The following is a 19999-nucleotide window of genomic DNA, read 5'->3' as shown; positions in this document are numbered from 1 at the left end:
TTTATCTTCACATAAGATATTGTGTTATGGATTAAATTAAGATCTCAACAATATCTATATTCTTGTATTAACAAATGCCTTAATCACAATTAGGTTGAAAAGAGAGGATTTACCTAATTTCATTACTCTTAACCTTATAAAGATCACAAATTTCTGGTTATCCTTGATGATTAGGTGTTTCTTATTTATTTTCTAAACTATTTAACCTATCCTAGCTTTTATTTTGAACGTTTTACCTTTTATGGATCTTACCAATATGTCAATGAAACGTACCAAATCGATTAATCGTGATGCTTTTCGTAAAGCATTTCGTCCTTATCGTCTGGCGCCTGTTGCAATCGCCATCACTGCTGTATTTGCGCTTTCAGGATGTGAAGAGAGCGACGAGACAGTTTCACTGTATATGAACGCACAAGAATGTGCTCAAGCGAACCCTTCACAAGCAGCACAGTGTGAAGACTCTTATCGCACTGCATTACAAGAAGCGCAACGTACCGCACCTAAATACGCAACATTAGAAGACTGTGTAGCTGAATTTGGTGATGCACAATGTACACAAACAGCATCTATAGATGGACAGCCTGTTAGTACGGAAAATGCCAATAATTTAAGTCCAGACAGCTCGCAAATGGCTCAAGCTAACTCCGGTGGTAGCTTCTTTATGCCATTAATGGCGGGCTATATGATGGGTCGCCTAATGGGTGGTGGCGCACCAGCACAACCATTGTTTAGTTCACGTAATCCAACCAGCCCTGCAAATGGTAAATTTGTGGATGCGACAGGCCGTAACTATGGTCCTGCGGTTGGTGGTCGTCAAATGAACGTACCAAAAACAGCAATGACTCCAAAACCATCAACAACCTCAACGGTAACTCGTGGTGGCTTTGGTAATACAGTATCAAGACAAGCTGCAGCTCAACGTACCAGTGCAACGAATAATAATCGTAGCTCAACAGGTTCATCTTCTTACCGTTCAGGTGGTTAATTAACACCATGAAACGCGAAAATATTATTGAACGCCCGGATTGGCGTGAAAAAGCGACTGAATTTGGCTTTAACTTTCATACCATGTATGGCGAGCCTTATTGGTCTGAAGATGCTTATTATCAATTCTCAATGGATGAAGTTGAAACTCTAGAAGAAACCACAGAAGAGCTTCATCAGATGTGCTTACAAGTCGCTGATAAAGTGGCGAACAGTGAAGAGTTGCTAACACGCTTTCAAATCCCGCGTCACTGCTGGGATTTTGTGCGTGATTCTTGGAAATCATCTCAACCTTCACTCTATTCACGTCTTGATTTAGCCTATGATGGTAAAAGTCCGGCAAAACTGTTAGAAAATAATGCAGATACGCCAACCTCACTGTATGAATCTGCTTTTTTTCAATGGATCTGGCTTGAAGATCAAGTTAATGCAGGTCGTTTACCGCAAAATGCCGATCAATTTAATAGTATTCAAGAAAAATTAATTGATCGCTTTGCTGAGCTTCGCGATCAATACGGAATGCGTTATCTGCATATGTCTTGTTGCCAAGACACTGAAGAAGATCGCGGTACCGTTCAATATTTACAAGATTGTGCTGAAGAAGCCGGCGTCACAACTGACTTTGTCTTTATTGAAGATCTGGGCTTAGGTGAGCGTGGTGAATTAACTGATCTGCAAGATCAGATAATCAGCAATATGTTTAAGCTTTACCCTTGGGAATTTATGTTCCGTGAAGACTTCTCAACTAAACTGGCTGATGCGGGTATTCGTTGGTTAGAACCTTCTTGGAAGAGCATTATCTCAAATAAAGCATTATTGCCAATGCTGTGGGAAATGTTCCCTAATCACCCTAACCTGCTACCTGCTTATTTCTATGAGGGTAAAGCGCCTGATTCATTATCTCGTTATGTTATCAAGCCTCTATTTTCACGCGAAGGTGCGAATATTCGTATTGTTGAAAATGGTAAAGATATTGCTGTTGCAGATGGCCCTTACGGCGAAGAAGGCTTTATTGTTCAAGATTTCCATCCACTACCAAAATTTGGTGATAGCTATACATTAATTGGTAGCTGGCTGGTAAACGATCAATCTGCGGGCATATGCATCAGAGAAGATAGAGAGCTTATTACGCAAGATCTCTCACGATTCTATCCACATATTATTTTAGATTGATAGAAATCTTAAAATTATATTGAGCACCTTATTGCTTGTTAGCGGTAAGGTGTTTCTTTATTCAAAATAGCTTTCTATTTTGATGATTTCAATATAAGACTATATTCCAGAAATGATCATATCCATAGCAGACACTATTGCTGTATGGATCTCAGGTCTAACACACACAATATCAACTGCTCTTAACTTATTCTTTGCTACGGCTGCTATAGATTTCGTCATAACAACATATTTCTGATTATCTATTTCAATAACGAGTGCCAATATCTCTATTTGAGAGTTCTTATGTGATAACTGAGTAATCGGCATAATGACCCGAGAATCAATATCACTTAGTAGTTCATTTTGAATATCAATAAAATAAGGGTACTGTTCTTTCGATTTAAGGGATTTATTACGATATATTGTGTATTAAGACATTAAATAACCCTATATTCATCATCAGTAAATAACCCCATTTCCTGTTCGAATTCATTAAGAGCTTGAATGCCATTTTTATTTTCAGCTTTCCACTGTTCCCGTTTTTTTTCACGAATGGCATCAGATAACATTTGATCGAGTGTTGCTGATAAATTAATTCCAAGCTCTCGCGCTTCATCCACCAATTTTACAGTTAGATACACATTAACTCCTCGTTTATCTTTTTTACTCATCGTCAATGTTTTCATTATAAGCTCCATTTATGTGCATCATTTATGTGCAAAAGTGTAGAGCAGATAATTATCAACATCAAACTGGGAGATATTCAAAAAACATAATTAACTTATTTAGAGAAATATAAAAAGCATTCATCTAATAGCTATGAAGTTTATCAAAATTTTCGTCAAATAAAAATAAAGCCAATATAAACAAAAGGTTAAATACATTAATTATATCTATATAGAAAATTGGAAAGATCAACAACGAGGGAAAGATAATGAGTCGATACATTATATTTAATATAAAAAAGGTCAAATTCCACAAAGGTGAATTTGACCTTTAGATTTTATAAATTGGGTTTATTGAACAATCTTACCCAATTTGAAATGTCATCATACTGAGCGATTTATTCACAATATCGTTGTTCAGCAATGTCACTTTTTCACCTTCTTGTTTTAAACCTAATAGGTATAACGCAGGTAAAAAATGTTCTGCTGTTGGGTGTGAAAATTGCCCTTCTTCCGTTGATAAAATCGTAAAAAGATCAGTTGGCGCTTTATCGCTTTGTAGACTATGTTCTACGGTTTCACTAAATAAAAGTGCCCAAGGATAAGGTGTCGCATCGCTATTTTGCCAGTCCATCATTCTTAAATTGTGAACGATATTACCGCTACCAATAATTAAAACACCTTCTTTACGTAATTCAACCAGCTTTTGCCCTAATTCATAGTGCCATTGCGCTGATTGGTTAGCATCAATGCTTAATTGAACAACAGGAATATTCGCATTGGGATACATTTTTTCGAGTATCCCCCAACTACCATGATCGAATCCCCATTGATCCATATCGAGTTTTAATTTAATCGGATCAATAAGATCTTCAATCAGCGCAGCTAAGCCTATTGAACCTCGCGCTGGGTATTCTATTGCATATAATTCTGCTGGGAAACCATAAAAATCATGAATTGTCTTTGGTTGAGACATTGCCGTTACATAAGTTCCATCGGTATACCAATGGGCCGAAATCACTAAAATCGCTTTAGGTTGAGGAAGCGTTTCCCCTAATTTTGACCAGAGGCGAGTATATGTATTGTCTTCTAATACATTCATTGGGCTACCATGTCCAATAAATAGCGCTGGCATCATTTTTGTGTCCATAATCACCTCTTATGGCTTGTGATCTTATGGCGTTAGCATAGCGCCTTCTTACTTGAAATATAGTCAAAGAAGTATGAAATAGTTATTCAAAAAATATGAAAAAAGCCACCTAAGTTTCCTTAAGCGGCTTGAATAAGTGTGTGTGTTTTCAGTGTCGGTTATAACATGTTAATTTCAGCCAGTTTTTTTCTCCTCACGAAGACGATAAGCCACTAAGTCTTCAATAGTTAACACAGGCATATTGTGCTTTTTAGCAAAAGTAATCACTTCTGGTGCTCTTGCCATTGTGCCATCGTCATTGGTTAATTCGCATAACACTGCAACAGGTTTAAAACCGGCTAATGTTGCTAAATCAATTGACGCTTCTGTGTGCCCACCACGAGTTAACACACCACCAGGTTGGCCACGTAATGGAAATACATGGCCAGGGCGATTCAAATCACTTGGTTTTGCATTGTCAGCTGCAGCTGCACGTACTGTGGTTAAACGATCAGATGCTGAAACACCTGTTGTTACACCTTGTGCTGCTTCAATCGTTACTGTAAATGCTGTATGGAAATGGCTGGTGTTATTTTCCACCATCATAGGCAAATCAAGTTGCTGACGGCGTTCTTCTGTAATGCATAAACACACAATGCCACTACCATGACGAATAGACATCGCCATTTGTTCTGTGGTCATTGTTTCTGCTGCGAAAACCATATCGCCTTCATTTTCACGGTTCTCGTCGTCGAGCACCATCACGCCTTTACCAGCACGAAGGGCTTCAAGAGCAAGTTCAACACGCTCAAATGGATTACCGAATTCGGAAAGTAGCGTCTGATTCATGGTAAAAAAAACCTCAATAATTAATGAAAGTTACCAGAACCAGGGCAGTCTTAGGAGTGGATCTCTGCTTAATAAAAAATATAAGCAGAAACAACAGGAATGGATACAATGATCCTACTGATGCTATTTTATTCTCTCCCATCCAGACTTTAACTGTCGGCTCCAGAATCACACTGGATCTGCTGACCTTTGCATTACAATGGCAACACAAAGCGCTCGCGGGCTTTACTTGGATCTTCAAGTATCTACCGCCGGTGGGGACTTTCACCCCGCCCTGAGATTAACGAAGAAACTATACGCTTTAAAATTATAAGTGGCAATCATCAATCCGTGACAATACTCGTTTAATCACATAATCACGTTATGACATACGGTTATTTAACGATTTATAATAAAAAAATAACAATAATCCTGATATCTGGTTTTATTCCCTCAGTCCTCATATTACACTTAGCCTCAGCTTTCTATTTTATTTGTGAGGACTTCCCATGTTGGACCCGAAAAAACTTGAACAAGTCGCGCGCCAAATCCAAAACGTTTTGCCACAAGGCATCAAAGATTTTGGTGATGATATTGATAAAAAAATCCGCACTGTTCTGCAATCTCAATTAAACAAGTTGGATTTAGTCAATCGCGAAGAGTTTGATGTACAGACTCAAGTCTTATTACGCACTCGTGAAAAACTAACACGCTTAGAACACCGTTTAAATGAGCTAGAAGCTGGTCTGATTGCAAAACCTCAAGCTGAAGTTATCCAAGTTGAAGACGTTGAAATTACAGTAGAAACTGAAACAGAAAATAAAGCTTAATCCATTTACTTTATTAGTTATTCTCTTTATTAATAAAGCAAAAACCCTGTATCTTACCCAGACACAGGGTTATTTTTTATATGCTCTGTAAATTAATTACTCACTATTTTAATTCTGGCCAATAGTCTTTATTTGCTTCAATTAAATCATCTAAAATTGCTTTTGCGACAGTCGCGCTTGGCACAGTTTTAGACATCGTAATGGCTTGCCACAGTTTCAAATAGGATTTTTCAATCCAGGCTTCTACCACTAATTTTTCAACGGCAACTTGCTGACTCATCATCCCTTTTTGGAATAATGGAATTTTGCCCATGACTAAAGGTTCTGGTCCATGGCTTCCGACAATACAAGGGATCTCAACCATTGCTTCAGGATCAAAATTAATAATTGATCCGTTGTTAGGAACGATCAGCAACATTCTTTCTTGAGTATTAAACGCGATAGCCGTCGCAAGATCGACAATGTAAGAGGCATGCTCATCTATTTCAAGATGGCCAGCTGATGATTTACCCGCTGCTGTAATAGCTCGACAAGCACTAAAAACGTTCTTTTCTCTGTGTTCCATCACTTCATTAGCGCGCGTATGATGAGGATCAGAATGCGCAACAACATAATCAGGGAACAAATAATACTTCAAGTAAGTATTTGGCATAGTTGCTGGATCTAGCGCCCAAACATCTTTTGCCTTACCAAAAGTATCGTTCCAGCTTGCTTCAACAGGCTCTCCTTCTACTTTAGGAATATAACCATGCTCAGCAACATGTTTACGAATAATCGGCAGCAAATCATTGCCTTGCAAGTCTTCAACTTGCGTCCACCAACCAAAGTGATTTAAGCCGTAATAGCGGACACGCATCTCCTTACGTGATTTTAATCCTGCAATTTGCGCCATACGTGACTCAATACCAATTGGCATATCACAAATATTTAAGATTTTTGCATTCGGCTTTAAGCGACGCGTAGCTTCGGCAACAATAGCTGCTGGGTTAGAATAATTTAACATCCATGCATTTGGTGAATATTTTTCCATATATTCAACCAATTCTAATACGCCACCAATAGAACGCATACCATAAGCAATACCACCAGGCCCACAGGTTTCTTGCCCTAATACACCATGGCGTAAAGGAATTTTTTCATCTTTTTCACGCATTGGATATTTACCAACACGAATATGAGCCATAACAAAATCAACATCCGTAAAGGCAGTTTTAGGATCTGTGGTATAGCAAAATTCAATTTCAGGTGCTTTTTCAGTAAGAATTATTTCACAAGCTTTAGCAATGGTCTCTTGCCTCTCGGCATCATTGTCATAAAATTTGATGGCTCTTAATGGAAAACGTTTTAAATTTTCCAGTAGCATCAAAATAATACCGGGTGTAAATGTACTACCGCCACCTGCAATTACGACTGAGAACTTCTTCATTATATAGCCTCCGACAAGGTGATTTTTTGTGGATCTTCTTTCATAAGTTGTTCAATTTTGTCTCTTACTTGAGAAACGTGTAGCCCGATAATGATTTGCAATGCATCGCCTTTACGCACTACACCATGTACACCGAGCCCTTTAAAATAGGCATCTGTTTCAACTACTTCATTATCAATTACTTCAATGCGTAAACGTGTTGCACAGTTATTTAAAGATTTGATATTTGCACCTCCACCTAAGCCTTCAAGAATGCCTTTAGGAAGTGCGAGTTTGTGGTCTTCTTTTGCTGTTTTTGAACTATCTGAAGCTTGTGACTTTTTATTTTTATAATCTTGTTTGCTATAAAGCTTGATCTCTTCATCATCCTCTTCACGACCTGGTGTTTTTAAATTAAGTTTGATAATTAATGTTCTAAACACCACAAACCAAATCATTGTGAAAATAAGCCCTATGACTATTTGTGTAATAATCATTCCGTAATGGTTATGAAACATTGGGATCCAATTCATAGGAAGAAAATTATCGATGATCCCTCCGCCCATATTTCCGACAACCCCAAAGTGATAAAGTGTTGTCGCTAATGTGGCAGCTAACACGGCATGAATGGCAAACAATAACGGAGAGATAAATAAGAATGTGAACTCTAAAGGTTCTGTTATTCCCACAAATACAGCGGTCAATGCAGAGGGGATAAGTAAACCTGCAATTTTGGCTCTATTTTTAGGTGCAGCAGTAAAATAAAGAGCAAGTGCTATACCAATAGAACCAAAGACTTTGCTATTACCATGTAGTGCAAAACCCCCTTCAGGAAATAGCTCTTTTAAAGATTCAGTGCTTTGACTGAAATATTGCATATTTTGAGCCCAATCAACTTGAATTCCATGTTCAGTGACTGCTGGGCCAAAAATAAATGGGCCATAAATAAAGTGATGTAGGCCAGTAGGAATTAAAATACGTTCAAGAAATGTATATATCCAAACACCTAAAGAGCCAGATTCAACCATAAATACTTGCAACGATTGAATACCAATTTGTACTTTTGGCCAGAAAAATAATGTTATCCATGCTAACGGTAACATAACAAAGAAACTAATTAACACAACATACGAAGTCCCTTGAAATATACCTAAAAAGACAGGAAGCTGTTTATCAAAATAACGATTATGAATACCTGTAACTATACCCGCAATAATAATTGCTCCAATAATACTGGTATCTAATGTTTTAATTCCAGCGATCATTGTTAAGCCACTATTTCCACCAATCTCATTTGTAAAGTCCACACCAAAATAACTTCCCCAAACCATTCCCATTGCATTAATAAAATAATTCCAAGTGAGAAAACTCACCATTACAGCAAGGCAAGCTCTTGCTTGTGCAGTTTTAGCTAAACCGATTGGTAAGCCAATTGCAAAAATAAGAGGCATATTACGAAAAACAGTCCATCCCCCTTCTTCAATAATATGAACAATTTGGGCAAATAAACTATCGGGTCTTAATAAATCTTCACTAATAAATAATGGATTCTGTAATAAAATGGCAATGCCTACAACAATACCTGCAAATGGAAATAGCAGGACAGGAGTAAACATGGCTCCACCAAATCGTTGTATTTGACTGAGCATAAAAATATCCTCTTATTTACTGCTACTGAAACGGCGTGATATTTAATTCATTTTTTTTCTGTAAATTCAGATTAGATTCTTTTCTCTTTATTCTCTCATCTGAAATGAGTTATTCGTGATCTGATTCATACTAATCTTTCAGGCAAAGTGATCTCATTTTTAGTCAAAAAGCAGATCACTTTTTATTTTTTGATAACGTTCACATTTTAGAGGTATAAATGATTATCCTATATATCAAAAGATTAGATTAAGATAAATTAAATAAGGAGAGCCGATTTTAAGAATAAAAAGAGGTATAAAAATGATCTACAAAGACATTGCAAAAAGCCTAAGAATTCAAATAAATTCGGCTGGATATCAAATTGGTGACCCTTTACCAGCAGAAAAATCATTAGCACAACAATACAACGTATCGAGGATGACAATACGTAAAGCAGTAGATTTATTAGTGACCGCAGGATTATTAGAGCGAAAACATGGCTCTGGGACTTATATTAAAGAAAAAGATGTCCATCATGAAAATGCTAGCCTAAAAGGCTTTGTCGAATTAATGGCAAATACAGGTCATAATGTAAAAAGTGAAGTCATAGAATTTCGTGTTATTCCCTGTCCCTTATCTATTGCCAGTAAATTACGTATCAATTCAAATGAACGTATTTTTTATTCAAGGCGAATACGTTACGTCGATAATAAACCGCTTATTGTTGAAGACAGTTACATGCCTGTTAAATATTTTAGTAATTTAACCTTAACTCATTTAGAAGGGTCTAAATTTGATTTTATTGAAAATGTTTGCCAAATAAAGATATCAGGAAGTTATGAGACCTTTCACCCTATTATGCCTGATAACAACATTTGTCAATTATTAAAAATAGAAACTAATATTCCAATATTAAGACTCAGCACATTATCATATAGCACTCAGGGCGATTATATTAATTATTCAATTATGTATAGAAACACTCAAGATTATATTGTTGAGTATCATTTAAAAAGAGAACAATAACCATTAATAAAATTATCATTAAAAATTTATAATAGTTGGATTCTTTATTATAAAAAAAGCACTCCAAAGAGTGCTTTTAGTCGTTAATTTATGCCACTATTTCTTTTTAATCGCATTAATAATGTTCGTTGTCGAAATGCCGTCTTCGAAATTCAGCACTTTAACTTCACCGCCTGCCGCCCAAACTTCTTTACTACCCGCGATATCTTCAGGTTTGTAATCCCCGCCCTTGACTAAAATATCGGGTAAGACAGAGGCAATTAAGCGCTGTGGTGTATCTTCCTCAAATGCAACAACCCAGTCTACTGCACCTAAGGCTCCGAGCACTGTCATACGCTGCTCTAATGGGTTAACAGGACGTGTCTCACCTTTTAAACGCTTAGTCGAGGCATCACTATTTACAGCAACAATAAGGCGATCACCTAACTTACGTGCATTGGCTAAATAACTGACATGACCTGCGTGAAGAATATCAAAACATCCATTAGTCATCACAATGCGCTCACCGCGCTGACGTGCTAATTCAACTGCTTGTTTTAATTGTTCTTCTTCCATTATACCAAAACCGTTGTCGGCACGGCCACGAATAGCATTTTCCAGTTCAATAGGTGATACTGTCGATGTCCCTAATTTACCCACCACAACACCAGCTGCTGCATTTGCAAGGAAGCAAGCTTCACCTAAAGGTTTACCTGCTGCTAAAGAGGTTGCTAATACACCTATTACTGTATCGCCCGCACCAGTAACATCATAAACTTCTTGGGCTTGTGTTGGTAAATGTAATGGCGCTTCATTCGCTCGAATAAGGCTCATTCCACGTTCAGACCGAGTGATCAGTAAAGCATCAAGATCTAAATCTCGAACTAATTGAGTACCTTTTTCCACCAGATCATCATCGGTTTTACAAACACCGACAACTTGTTCAAATTCTGACATATTCGGCGTTAATAACGTTGCTCCACGATAACGCTCAAAATCACACCCTTTAGGGTCGATTAATACAGGAACACCCGCTTTCTTTGCAAGTTGGATCATTTCTTGAACATGAGAAAGTGCGCCTTTCGCGTAATCTGATAAAATCAGTGCGCCAATAGAAGGCAACGCCTGTTGAATACGTTCATAGATAGGCTGAGGATCAACATTGCTAAACCCTTCTTCAAAATCAAGACGAATTAATTGTTGATTACGTGAAAGCACTCGTAATTTTGTAATGGTTGGATGTGTCGCAACAGAGACAAAATCACAGCGTACATTGACCTGATTTAATGTATTACTCAATGCTTTGGCTGCTTCATCAATACCCGTTAAACCCACTAAACGTGAATTAGCACCGAGAGAAGCAATATTCATTGCCACGTTTGCCGCACCACCGGGGCGCTCTTCTGTGGTATCTACTTTGACCACTGGCACTGGGGCTTCTGGTGAAATACGGCTTGTAGGGCCATACCAATAGCGGTCTAACATGACGTCACCGACAACCAGTACATTGGCCTTATTAAAATCCGGCAGCGTTACTTTCATCCCATACTCCACATTTATTTTCAAAATAAGCCGAAATAATACCATAACTTGTTAAGCAAAAAGAGACACTCATAAGCGTTCCTGCTAACAAACACTTATTCTTGCTCGCCAAGCCACTTTTGCTTGCTTTTTAATACGTGTTCTCGCTCTACAATAAAACAATTGTTATCCACAATCGCAGGTAACGCTTGTAGTGCAAGATGGTGTAACTCATTACGTAATGTGACATAAGCATGTGTCAAAGCCTGAGCTTCTTCTTCACCCATCACTTGATATTTTGCCATTAACTCAAAAATACGCACATTATCAGACCAACGTGTCAATGCAGGATATTGATGAGAAAAACGCAATACCAAATATTGAGCGATAAATTCAATATCGGTAATCCCCCCCGATGAGTTTTTTAAATCAAACTTGTCTGCTTGTGTTGGTGCAAGATGTTGCACCATTTTTTGGCGCATTTCGCGTACTTCATGTTGCAATACGTTGGCATCACGAGAAAGGCACAATGTTTCGTGGCGAATACGAGAAAACATCTGTTGTAGTTGCTCATCACCATAAATCATTCTAGCTCGAATTAAGGCTTGATGTTCCCATGTCCATGCTTCATTTTTCTGATATTCATCGAAAGCTTGGATCGTACTTACTAACATTCCTGACTCACCGGAAGGGCGTAAACGTGCATCAACTTCATACAATACGCCCGAAGAGGTTCGTGTACTAAATAAATGGATAATGCGTTGAGCTAGGCGCAGATAAAACTGACGAGCATCAATCTGTTTTGCTCCCGTTGTCACGATATTCATTGGACAGTCTAATAAAAACACTAAGTCTAAATCTGAGCTATAGCCTAATTCCCATCCCCCCAATTTACCGTATCCAATCACCGAAAAACCTAGGCCATCACGATTGGCTAAATGTTCAGGCTCACCATAACGCTTCACCATATATGACCAAGCTTGATGAACAACAGCATGAATGATGGCTTCCGCTAGATACGTTAAGTGATCACTAACTTTCATCACGGGTAATACCCCCGTGATATCTTCCGCAGCAATACGCAACAGTTGAGCTTGTTTAAATTGGCGCAATGCTTCTAGTCGTTGCTCTTCATCTTCTTCTGGTACACGTAATAAATATTGACGTAATTCATCACGATACGCATCTAAAGGTAGTGGCTGATAGAGTGAATTAGGATCAAGTAATTCATCTAACAGTAAAGGGTGAAGTGCCAACTGTTCTGCTATCATCGGAGATGCTACACATAATCGTATAACATGAGTGAGGACTTCATCAGACTCTTGCATCAACTCTAAATAGGTTGTACGACTCACAATGCTTAATAATAATGGTGTGACTCGTTGTAACGTAACTAACGTTTGAGGTTGCTGGCAAATCTTAGCCAGTAATTTTGGCATTAATGTATCAAGAACATCTCGCCCTCTTGGTCCTATCGTTCGCTTACCGATATCTTGGCGAAATATTTGTAATGTCTGATTAATCGCATTCAATGACTCAACCGTGAGTGATTGATGAAGTAATGACGAAGTTTCAGGCAAACGCCCAAGTAACCAGAGACGTTTAAACTCTGAGGTATCCTCTTCTTCATCATTTTCATCTTCTTCACCAATTAATTGCGTGAAAATAATAGAAACAGCCTGCATTTTGTGGCTAATTTCTTGATAAAGCGTTTCCCAATTATCATATCCCATTGCAAAAGTGAGTCGTGCTTTATCCTCTTCATTATCTGGTAAAGTTTGCGTCTGCTGATCACCAATGGATTGTAATAAGTTTTCTAACCGACGAAGAAAGAGATAGCTTTCAGATAATTGCGCTGTTTCTTTTTCTGTTAATAATTCAAGCGTTGTGATCGCCTTTAATACTGTTAATAGTGAGTTACTCTGTAGTTCAGGCTCTCTGCCACCGCGAATTAACTGAAAAACTTGTGTAATAAATTCGATTTCACGAATGCCACCAGCACCGAGTTTTATGTTATCAATCATGCCACGACGGCGAACCTCACGACTTATCATCGACTTCATATTACGAAGTGATTGAATAACACTAAAATCGATATAACGGCGATACACAAAAGGACGCAACATTTGGCGTAATACTTGGCAGTATTCTTTCTTTTCAGCACCTAAAACACGAGCCTTGATCATGGCATAACGTTCCCAATCACGCCCTTGCTCTTGATAATAATCTTCAAGTGCAGCAAAGCTCATCACCAAAGGCCCACTTTCTCCAAATGGGCGCAATCGCATATCAACACGATAAACGAAGCCATCAATAGTATGTTGATCAAGTACTTTAATCAGTTTTTGGCCTAATCGTGTAAAGAATTGAGCATTATCAAGCTCTCGGCGTCCACCTTGGGTAAATCCATTTTCAGGATAAGCAAAAATCAAGTCGATATCAGAAGAAAAATTAAGTTCAAATCCACCTAATTTTCCCATACCTAATATCAGAAATGGTTGTGGTTTACCTTCACTATCACAAGGTGTTCCCCATTGTCGGCAACATTGCTGATAAAGCGAGTCTCTTGCGACACAAATTAGAGTTTCAGCAAGTACACTTAAATGTTTTAGTGCACAAGGAATATCGCCTAATTGGAAAAATTGTAACCATGCAATGCGCACTAATTGTTGATGGCGAAATTGACGCAAGATCCGCATAACATCATCTTCATTATCAACATTGACTAACATTGCTGCTAATTGAGTTTCATAACTCTGCCATTCGATACCCGTGGGTGGATTTTGCCTGATATCAGTCAACCATTGAGGATTAACCCGAAAATGCTCGGTTGCAAAGGGACTAAATGCAAGAAATTGTTGTTCTTGCTCACTAAAAGGTGCCAGCGCATTAAGTTGAGAAGAAAAACCACACTGTGCTTTATCCCACAATGATTGAAGTACATTGATAACAGACATAAATAGACTCTCACGTTGTCAGGAAATTAAGCAATAGACAGTAACCACGACATAGAAGATAACTTAAAGTTTAACCATAAAACATGATAATAATCGGTTGCGGTTGTAAATGTTAACGGTGAAATTGCATTCAGTGAATATTGCATCGGCTCTGGCAAATTAGACTGTTTTTTACACCAATCAGAAAATAACGCCAACATTGCAGGCATGGTAATTGTCGGCGATGTGGGATTAGCAAAAATAGCTTCTTCTAATGCCTGTATTGCACTTAACCATTTCGTAAGTTGTTGTGCCGTTGTATCACTAGGAGAAAGATTCACGACACTCAACGATAACGCAGGCTTATCTTTTGCCAAATAATAACCACGCGCAGCTTTACTGCGTGAGGCAAGACGTAATCCGCCTTTTTTACCTAAATACGTTGCTAATGCAATAACGTCGGACACATTACCTTTTTTAAGTTCTAGCTCAAACTCTTCGATCGGTAATTCATATTGCTCAGTACGAATTACGCCTTGATCTAATACCACTTCTATTTGACTATCTTGATACTCAACAAGCCAGATTTCACGATAAAAATCCGTATGAAACAACACATTAAGCTGAGATTCTAATAAAGCTAGATCTGTTTTTTCTGGCCAGATTTCCGCAGGAAAGCGAGCTAAATCTAATTTAGGTTGTGTTAGTTCAACGTTATATTCTGGGCGTTGATGTAAGCCAGCAACAACTTTTCCTGCCGTTTTAATCGTCATTTCATAATGATCATCAACACCACGAATACGTAATCCCATATCCCAACGACGGATCTGATTATCAGCAGTCTCAAAGTAAAGATTAGTCAGCTTTTTAGGGATGGAATGCTGATGTGGTAGAGTCAGAATGCGCTGAATAATATGAGGAATAGCGGCAGGTATGGCACTCATTTTGAGTTCGGTTTCTAATTGGCTCATTCTATTTCCCTTAAGTAAATCAATTGATTAGTAAAATATTTGACGCATTTTTATTTAGCAAGTGATAGCCTAATAACAATAATGAATAAAAGGCAGATTATCCCTATATTCTACCAGTTAAGACTGTTCTCATTCTGGTTTACTATTTGCTTACGCAAACTTTACTCTTTAGTATCAGTAAAAATATTCTCTTGTATAGATAAAAAAGTTGAAAACATAATGCGAAAATTACCCTTACTTTTTATTTCCTTACTTGGCTTAAGTGTTTCTCTAAGCTCACACGCAGAAACTCGCTATGTTTCCGATGAATTATCCACTTATGTGCATAGTGGACCAGGAAATCAGTACCGAATTGTTGGCTCTTTAAATTCAGGTTCAACAGTGACTGTACTTTCTCGTAATGCAGCAACGGGTTATGTACAGATTAAAGACGATAAAGATCGTACTGTCTGGTTGCCAGAAAACCAACTAAGCGCCCAACCAAGCATGCGCACTCGTATCCCTGCTATGGAAAAAGAGATCCAAACACTACGTGATAAACTAGCGAATATCGACCAAAGCTGGAATCAACGTACTATAGATATGCAAAACAAAGTCTCAAACAGCGATGACATAATCAATGGTTTGAAAAAAGAAAATGAGCAGATGAGAACAAAACTTGCTGTTGCTGAGAAAAAACTCGATTTTGCTAATCAACAGTTAGATGACCGACAACGTGACATCATCTTGCAGTGGTTTATGTATGGTGGTGGTGTTGCTGGTGCGGGTCTTATTTTTGGTCTGATCCTTCCGCATATCATTCCTCGTCGTCGTAAACGCAACGATCGTTGGATGAACTAATATTCAGCCAAAAGGAATCATGATCCCGTGGAAATATACCTTGTTGGTGGCGCTGTGCGTGACCAATTATTACAGATACCTGTAAAAGATAGAGATTGGGTTGTTGTTGGCGCAACACCCGAAGAACTGTTACAACAAGGCTATCAACAAGTTGGCAAAGATTTTCCCGTTTTTCTTCATCCTGAAACACATGAAGAATATGCCCTTGCACGTACGGAAAGAAAATCAGGTTCTGGCTACACGGGATTTACCTGCTACGCCGCACCAGATGTTACCTTAGAAGATGATTTAGCCCGTCGTGATCTCACCATAAACGCTATTGCTTATTCTGCCGATAGCGAATATATCGATCCTTACCACGGCATAGATGACATCAATGCAAGATTACTTCGCCATGTCTCTGACGCATTTTCAGAAGATCCCTTAAGAGTTCTACGTGTTGCACGATTTGCCGCTCGATTTGCGCCTTTAGGTTTTAGCGTAGCACCAGAAACGTTACAGTTAATGAAAGTAATGGCGCAAAGTGGAGAACTAAACGCACTAACGGCAGAACGCGTTTGGAAAGAGACTGAAAAAGCACTTGAGAGCCACGCTCCTCAAGTTTACTTTGAAGTTTTACGCCAGTGCGGTGCTTTAAAGGTTCTTTTCCCCGAAATTGATGCCTTATTTGGCATACCTGCCCCTGAAAAATGGCATCCCGAAATTGATACAGGCGTTCACACCATGATGGTGCTTAATATCGCCAGTCAATTAACAGATGATATTGCAGTGCGTTTTAGTGCCTTATGCCATGATCTAGGAAAAGGAACAACTCCACCTGAAAAATGGCCTCATCATCACGGGCATGGCCCTGCTGGCATACCTTTAGTTGAGGCATTATGTCAACGATATCGTATTCCAAATCACATTCGTGATTTGGCTCGTTTAACAGCAAGATATCACGATCATATCCATCGTATCGATAGAATGCGCCCTTCTAAAATTATCCGCTTATTTGATGCCATTGATGCATGGCGAAAACCTGAACGTGTCGAACAATTAGCGATAGTCAGTGAAGCGGATGCTAGAGGACGTCTAGGGTTAGAAAACTTAGCTTATCCACAACGTTCTTTTCTTTGCCAAGCTTTTGCGATAGCAAATAATGTAGATATAAAGCCAATAATTGAAAGTGGATTAAAAGGCAGTGCAATACGAGAGGCGTTAACAAAACAACGAGAAGTCGCGATTATAAAATGGAAATCGCGACTTACTCTAGAGAACGAATAATTAAGCTTTACGCTCAATAATCACACCCACACTTTTTGCTTGTGCTACTGCACCTGGCTTGGCTAATTTAATTTTGACTCTAGGTACAGCAAACTGAGTAATCAGTAGCTGTGCCACCTCTTCCGCTACTCGTTCAACTAACTCAAAACGTCGAGTCTCAACGTACTCAATTATCGCCTGACTAACACTGGCATAATCTAAACAATGAGCAACATCATCGGTTTGGGATGCGCGTTTGTTATCCCATTCCATTTCGATATCGAACACTAATTTTTGTTTTATGTTTTTTTCCCAATCATAAACACCGATTGTGGTTATTACTGATAATTGCTCAATAAATACGATATCCATCACGTCATCTCTTATTTTTTCTGCTCATCGGATACCACTTCCGATGAAATATGCGTATTATCCATACATGTCTAACGAACTTACATAAACATTGGAGAATACAAATGAGTGCTAACGCACTTGGAATGATCATCTTCGCCTACTTGTGCGGCTCAATCTCCAGCGCGATATTGATTTGCCGATTGGCAAGATTACCCGATCCAAGAAAATCTGGCTCTGGCAATCCCGGAGCGACCAACGTCCTACGTATTGGTGGGAAAGCAGCCGCCGCGGCAGTTCTTATCTGTGACGTACTAAAAGGGATGATCCCTGTTTGGCTCGCCTATTACTTAAATGTGCCTCCTTTTTACCTCGGCATTGTTGCCATAGCGGCTTGCCTTGGGCATATCTACCCAGTCTTCTTCCACTTTAAGGGTGGTAAAGGTGTTGCAACTGCCTTTGGTGCTATCGCCGCTATTGGTTGGGATTTAAGTGGTCTTATTGCTGGAACTTGGTTACTCACCGTATTACTCAGTGGCTATTCATCGCTTGGCGCCATTATCAGCGCATTGCTCGCCCCTTTTTATGTTTGGTGGTTTAAGCCAGAATTCACTTATCCCGTTGCTTTACTATCATGTCTGGTACTTTACCGTCATCACGACAATATTCAACGTTTATGGCGTGGTCAAGAAAGTCGGATTTGGCATAAGCTGAAGAAAAAAACTGAGAAAACAGAAAAAGAGATCATTCAAGAAGCTAAAGAGCAAGAAAAAGAAGATTAATTTCACTCAGTCTTAAAAGTAAATGACACAAAAAAGCCACTTCAATAAACTGGGGTCAGTTCACAACAGTGGCTTTTCTTTTACTGATACTGATACTGATACTGATACTGATACACTATTTATTTTCCAGTGCAGGCAACTCAGCTAAAGGCCAGCGAGGTCTTACGGTTACACTTAATGGGCCTTCTGTACCACCTTTAAAACGGATCATGCCCGCTAATGCGATCATTGCACCATTATCGGTACACAATTCGGGGCGAGCATAGAAAACCTCACCACCTAATTGTTTCATAACCGCTTCCATTTTAGCTCGTAATGTACGATTAGCACTTACACCACCCGCCATCACTAAACGTTTAAAGCCTGTTTGTTCTAAAGCTCTACGACATTTTATCGCCAAAGTATCAACAACAGCATCCTCAAACGCACGAGCAATATCCGCACGAGTTTGGTCTGAATCATCATTTTGACGAATGGTATTAGCAGCAAAGGTTTTCAAGCCCGAGAAACTAAAATCAAGCCCAGGCCGGTCTGTCATTGGGCGAGGGAAAATAAATCGCCCTTCTGTACCTTGTTGCGCCATTTTTGATAATACAGGCCCCCCTGGATAATCTAATCCCAGTAACTTAGCTGTTTTATCAAAAGCTTCACCCGCTGCATCATCAATAGATTCACCTAATAAGGTGTATTCACCAATTCCTGTCACACTAATTAATTGTGTATGACCACCAGAAACCAACAAGGCAACAAACGGAAATTCAGGTGTTTTTTCTTCAAGCATCGGCGCTAATAAATGACCTTCCATATGGTGCACTGGAATAGCGGGAACATCCCACGCAAAAGCGAGTGAACGTCCGATAGTCGCTCCCACCAATAACGCACCAACAAGGCCAGGACCTGCGGTATAAGCAACAGCATCAATATCTTTTGCCGTTAAATTTGCTTCTTTTAGTGCGGCTTGGATAAGAGGCACTGTTTTACGGATATGATCCCGTGAAGCAAGCTCAGGCACGACTCCACCATAATCAGCGTGCAGCTTAATTTGACTATAAAGTTGATTTGCTAATAGCCCGGCTTTATCATCATAAATTGCGATACCGGTTTCATCGCAAGATGTTTCAATACCTAAAACTCGCATAACGCTTCCAAATTCTTCTTCGCTAACTCGCGTAATGAACCGATTGTATCATTATTTCGGTGATTTTATACGCCTTCGCAACATCTTTTACATACCAGCATGTGACAAATTCCTTTTTCTGGTCTATAATTATTCACCTATTTTAAGTGATTTAAATGTGTGGTTAGCGACTTTTGCTTTTTGTGCTTATTAAAAAGACACAAAAGCGGGAGTTTGCGTTTCAATTTTGTGCATCTCTTTACAAAGTGCCCTGCTTTGAAGTAAAATTCCGCACCATTTTAAATGTCGGCTGGCTTAAATAACGCCAGCGCAAACCGATTTCTATTGAGGTGAGAGGCACATGCCGGTAATCAAAGTACGTGAAAACGAGCCATTTGACGTTGCTCTTCGTCGTTTCAAACGCTCTTGTGAAAAAGCAGGCGTATTAGCAGAAGTACGTCGTCGTGAGTTTTATGAAAAACCAACGACTGAGCGTAAACGCGCTAAAGCATCAGCAGTAAAACGTCACGCTAAAAAATTAGCTCGCGAAAACGCACGTCGTACTCGTCTGTACTAATATTTTGCGGCTTACCCCGCAACATATGC

General features: G+C 39.0%; 19 protein-coding genes and 1 riboswitch. Of the genes, 8 read left to right on the top strand and 11 right to left on the bottom strand.

Annotated elements, in window-relative coordinates:
- Window positions 1-256 precede the first annotated feature (256 nt).
- Both ABN217_RS12945 and ABN217_RS12940 read left to right on the top strand, forming a co-directional pair.
- Complete coding sequence (locus ABN217_RS12945; protein WP_196554734.1) at window positions 257-985, top strand: DUF1190 family protein; 729 nt, start codon at window positions 257-259, stop codon at window positions 983-985.
- 8 nt (window positions 986-993) lie between these two features.
- Window positions 994-2157, top strand: coding sequence for a glutathionylspermidine synthase family protein (locus tag ABN217_RS12940; protein ID WP_072070059.1), 1164 nt, complete (start codon window positions 994-996; stop codon window positions 2155-2157).
- 99 nt (window positions 2158-2256) lie between these two features.
- On the opposite strand, the gene ABN217_RS20675 is transcribed toward ABN217_RS12940, so the two are convergent.
- From ABN217_RS20675 to ribB, 4 genes are all read right to left on the bottom strand, one after another.
- Window positions 2257-2562 carry a CcdB family protein gene (locus ABN217_RS20675; RefSeq protein WP_425355544.1) on the bottom strand — a complete coding sequence of 102 codons (306 nt, stop codon included), beginning with the start codon at window positions 2560-2562 and terminating at the stop codon, window positions 2257-2259.
- A gap of 14 nt (window positions 2563-2576) precedes the next feature.
- The gene (locus tag ABN217_RS12935) at window positions 2577-2825 is read right to left on the bottom strand and encodes a type II toxin-antitoxin system CcdA family antitoxin (RefSeq protein WP_340893761.1); all 249 of its coding nucleotides are present in this window, start codon (window positions 2823-2825) and stop codon (window positions 2577-2579) included.
- Window positions 2826-3168: 343 nt separating this feature from the next.
- A complete protein-coding gene (gene ygiD, locus ABN217_RS12930) occupies window positions 3169-3954 on the bottom strand; it encodes a 4,5-DOPA-extradiol-dioxygenase (protein ID WP_340893763.1) in 786 nt (261 codons plus the stop codon).
- 174 nt (window positions 3955-4128) lie between these two features.
- Window positions 4129-4782, bottom strand: coding sequence for a 3,4-dihydroxy-2-butanone-4-phosphate synthase (ribB, locus tag ABN217_RS12925; protein ID WP_349459494.1), 654 nt, complete (start codon window positions 4780-4782; stop codon window positions 4129-4131).
- Window positions 4783-4908: 126 nt separating this feature from the next.
- A riboswitch (FMN riboswitch) is annotated at window positions 4909-5068 on the bottom strand.
- 202 nt (window positions 5069-5270) lie between these two features.
- On the opposite strand from ribB, the gene ubiK reads away from it, so the two are divergent.
- Window positions 5271-5591, top strand: a complete 321-nt coding sequence (gene ubiK, locus ABN217_RS12920) for a ubiquinone biosynthesis accessory factor UbiK (protein WP_072070064.1) — start codon at window positions 5271-5273, stop codon at window positions 5589-5591.
- Window positions 5592-5694: 103 nt separating this feature from the next.
- Here ubiK and ABN217_RS12915 read toward each other — a convergent pair whose 3' ends face one another.
- Together ABN217_RS12915 and ABN217_RS12910 are read right to left on the bottom strand one after the other, a co-directional pair.
- Window positions 5695-7017, bottom strand: a complete 1323-nt coding sequence (locus ABN217_RS12915) for a 6-phospho-alpha-glucosidase (RefSeq protein WP_349441550.1) — start codon at window positions 7015-7017, stop codon at window positions 5695-5697.
- Complete coding sequence (locus ABN217_RS12910) at window positions 7017-8645, bottom strand: alpha-glucoside-specific PTS transporter subunit IIBC (protein WP_197269894.1); 1629 nt, start codon at window positions 8643-8645, stop codon at window positions 7017-7019. The genes ABN217_RS12915 and ABN217_RS12910 overlap by 1 nt, the downstream gene beginning before the upstream one ends.
- A 301-nt stretch (window positions 8646-8946) precedes the next feature.
- Between ABN217_RS12910 and ABN217_RS12905 the strand changes: the two genes are divergently transcribed.
- The gene (locus ABN217_RS12905; protein ID WP_340893767.1) at window positions 8947-9651 is read left to right on the top strand and encodes a GntR family transcriptional regulator; all 705 of its coding nucleotides are present in this window, start codon (window positions 8947-8949) and stop codon (window positions 9649-9651) included.
- 96 nt (window positions 9652-9747) lie between these two features.
- On the opposite strand, the gene hldE is transcribed toward ABN217_RS12905, so the two are convergent.
- The 3 genes from hldE to ABN217_RS12890 all read right to left on the bottom strand — a co-directional run bounded on the left by hldE (window position 9748) and on the right by ABN217_RS12890 (window position 15058).
- Entirely contained in the window at window positions 9748-11172 is a 1425-nt protein-coding gene (hldE, locus tag ABN217_RS12900; RefSeq protein ID WP_197269892.1) for a bifunctional D-glycero-beta-D-manno-heptose-7-phosphate kinase/D-glycero-beta-D-manno-heptose 1-phosphate adenylyltransferase HldE, read from the bottom strand.
- 95 nt (window positions 11173-11267) lie between these two features.
- A complete protein-coding gene (gene glnE, locus ABN217_RS12895; protein ID WP_349459493.1) occupies window positions 11268-14108 on the bottom strand; it encodes a bifunctional [glutamate--ammonia ligase]-adenylyl-L-tyrosine phosphorylase/[glutamate--ammonia-ligase] adenylyltransferase in 2841 nt (946 codons plus the stop codon).
- Between the two features lie 26 nt (window positions 14109-14134).
- Window positions 14135-15058, bottom strand: a complete 924-nt coding sequence (locus ABN217_RS12890; RefSeq protein WP_196554743.1) for a CYTH domain-containing protein — start codon at window positions 15056-15058, stop codon at window positions 14135-14137.
- 219 nt (window positions 15059-15277) lie between these two features.
- Here ABN217_RS12890 and ABN217_RS12885 point away from each other — a divergent pair, with 219 nt between their 5' ends.
- Together ABN217_RS12885 and ABN217_RS12880 are read left to right on the top strand one after the other, a co-directional pair.
- Window positions 15278-15898 (top strand): TIGR04211 family SH3 domain-containing protein, encoded by a 621-nt coding sequence (locus tag ABN217_RS12885; protein ID WP_196554744.1) that lies wholly within the window; start codon window positions 15278-15280, stop codon window positions 15896-15898.
- A 27-nt stretch (window positions 15899-15925) separates the two neighbouring features.
- The gene (locus tag ABN217_RS12880) at window positions 15926-17164 is read left to right on the top strand and encodes a multifunctional CCA addition/repair protein (RefSeq protein WP_196554745.1); all 1239 of its coding nucleotides are present in this window, start codon (window positions 15926-15928) and stop codon (window positions 17162-17164) included.
- Here the strand turns inward: ABN217_RS12880 and folB are convergent, their stop codons facing one another.
- Window positions 17165-17515, bottom strand: a complete 351-nt coding sequence (folB, locus tag ABN217_RS12875) for a bifunctional dihydroneopterin aldolase/7,8-dihydroneopterin epimerase (RefSeq protein ID WP_196554746.1) — start codon at window positions 17513-17515, stop codon at window positions 17165-17167. It lies immediately after the preceding gene.
- 104 nt (window positions 17516-17619) lie between these two features.
- Between folB and plsY the strand changes: the two genes are divergently transcribed.
- On the top strand, window positions 17620-18276 hold the full coding sequence (gene plsY, locus ABN217_RS12870; protein WP_072070074.1) for a glycerol-3-phosphate 1-O-acyltransferase PlsY: 657 nt from the start codon (window positions 17620-17622) through the stop codon (window positions 18274-18276).
- Window positions 18277-18391: 115 nt separating this feature from the next.
- On the opposite strand, the gene tsaD is transcribed toward plsY, so the two are convergent.
- Entirely contained in the window at window positions 18392-19414 is a 1023-nt protein-coding gene (gene tsaD, locus ABN217_RS12865) for a tRNA (adenosine(37)-N6)-threonylcarbamoyltransferase complex transferase subunit TsaD (protein WP_196554747.1), read from the bottom strand.
- Between the two features lie 340 nt (window positions 19415-19754).
- On the opposite strand from tsaD, the gene rpsU reads away from it, so the two are divergent.
- Window positions 19755-19970 carry a 30S ribosomal protein S21 gene (gene rpsU, locus ABN217_RS12860; RefSeq protein WP_001144069.1) on the top strand — a complete coding sequence of 72 codons (216 nt, stop codon included), beginning with the start codon at window positions 19755-19757 and terminating at the stop codon, window positions 19968-19970.
- The last annotated feature ends 29 nt before the right edge of the window (window positions 19971-19999 follow it).

It is taken from the genome of Proteus sp. fly-1067 (assembly GCF_040139345.1).
Lineage (GTDB): Bacteria > Pseudomonadota > Gammaproteobacteria > Enterobacterales > Enterobacteriaceae > Proteus > Proteus vulgaris_B.
This window is presented reverse-complemented; position numbering and strand designations above follow the sequence as displayed.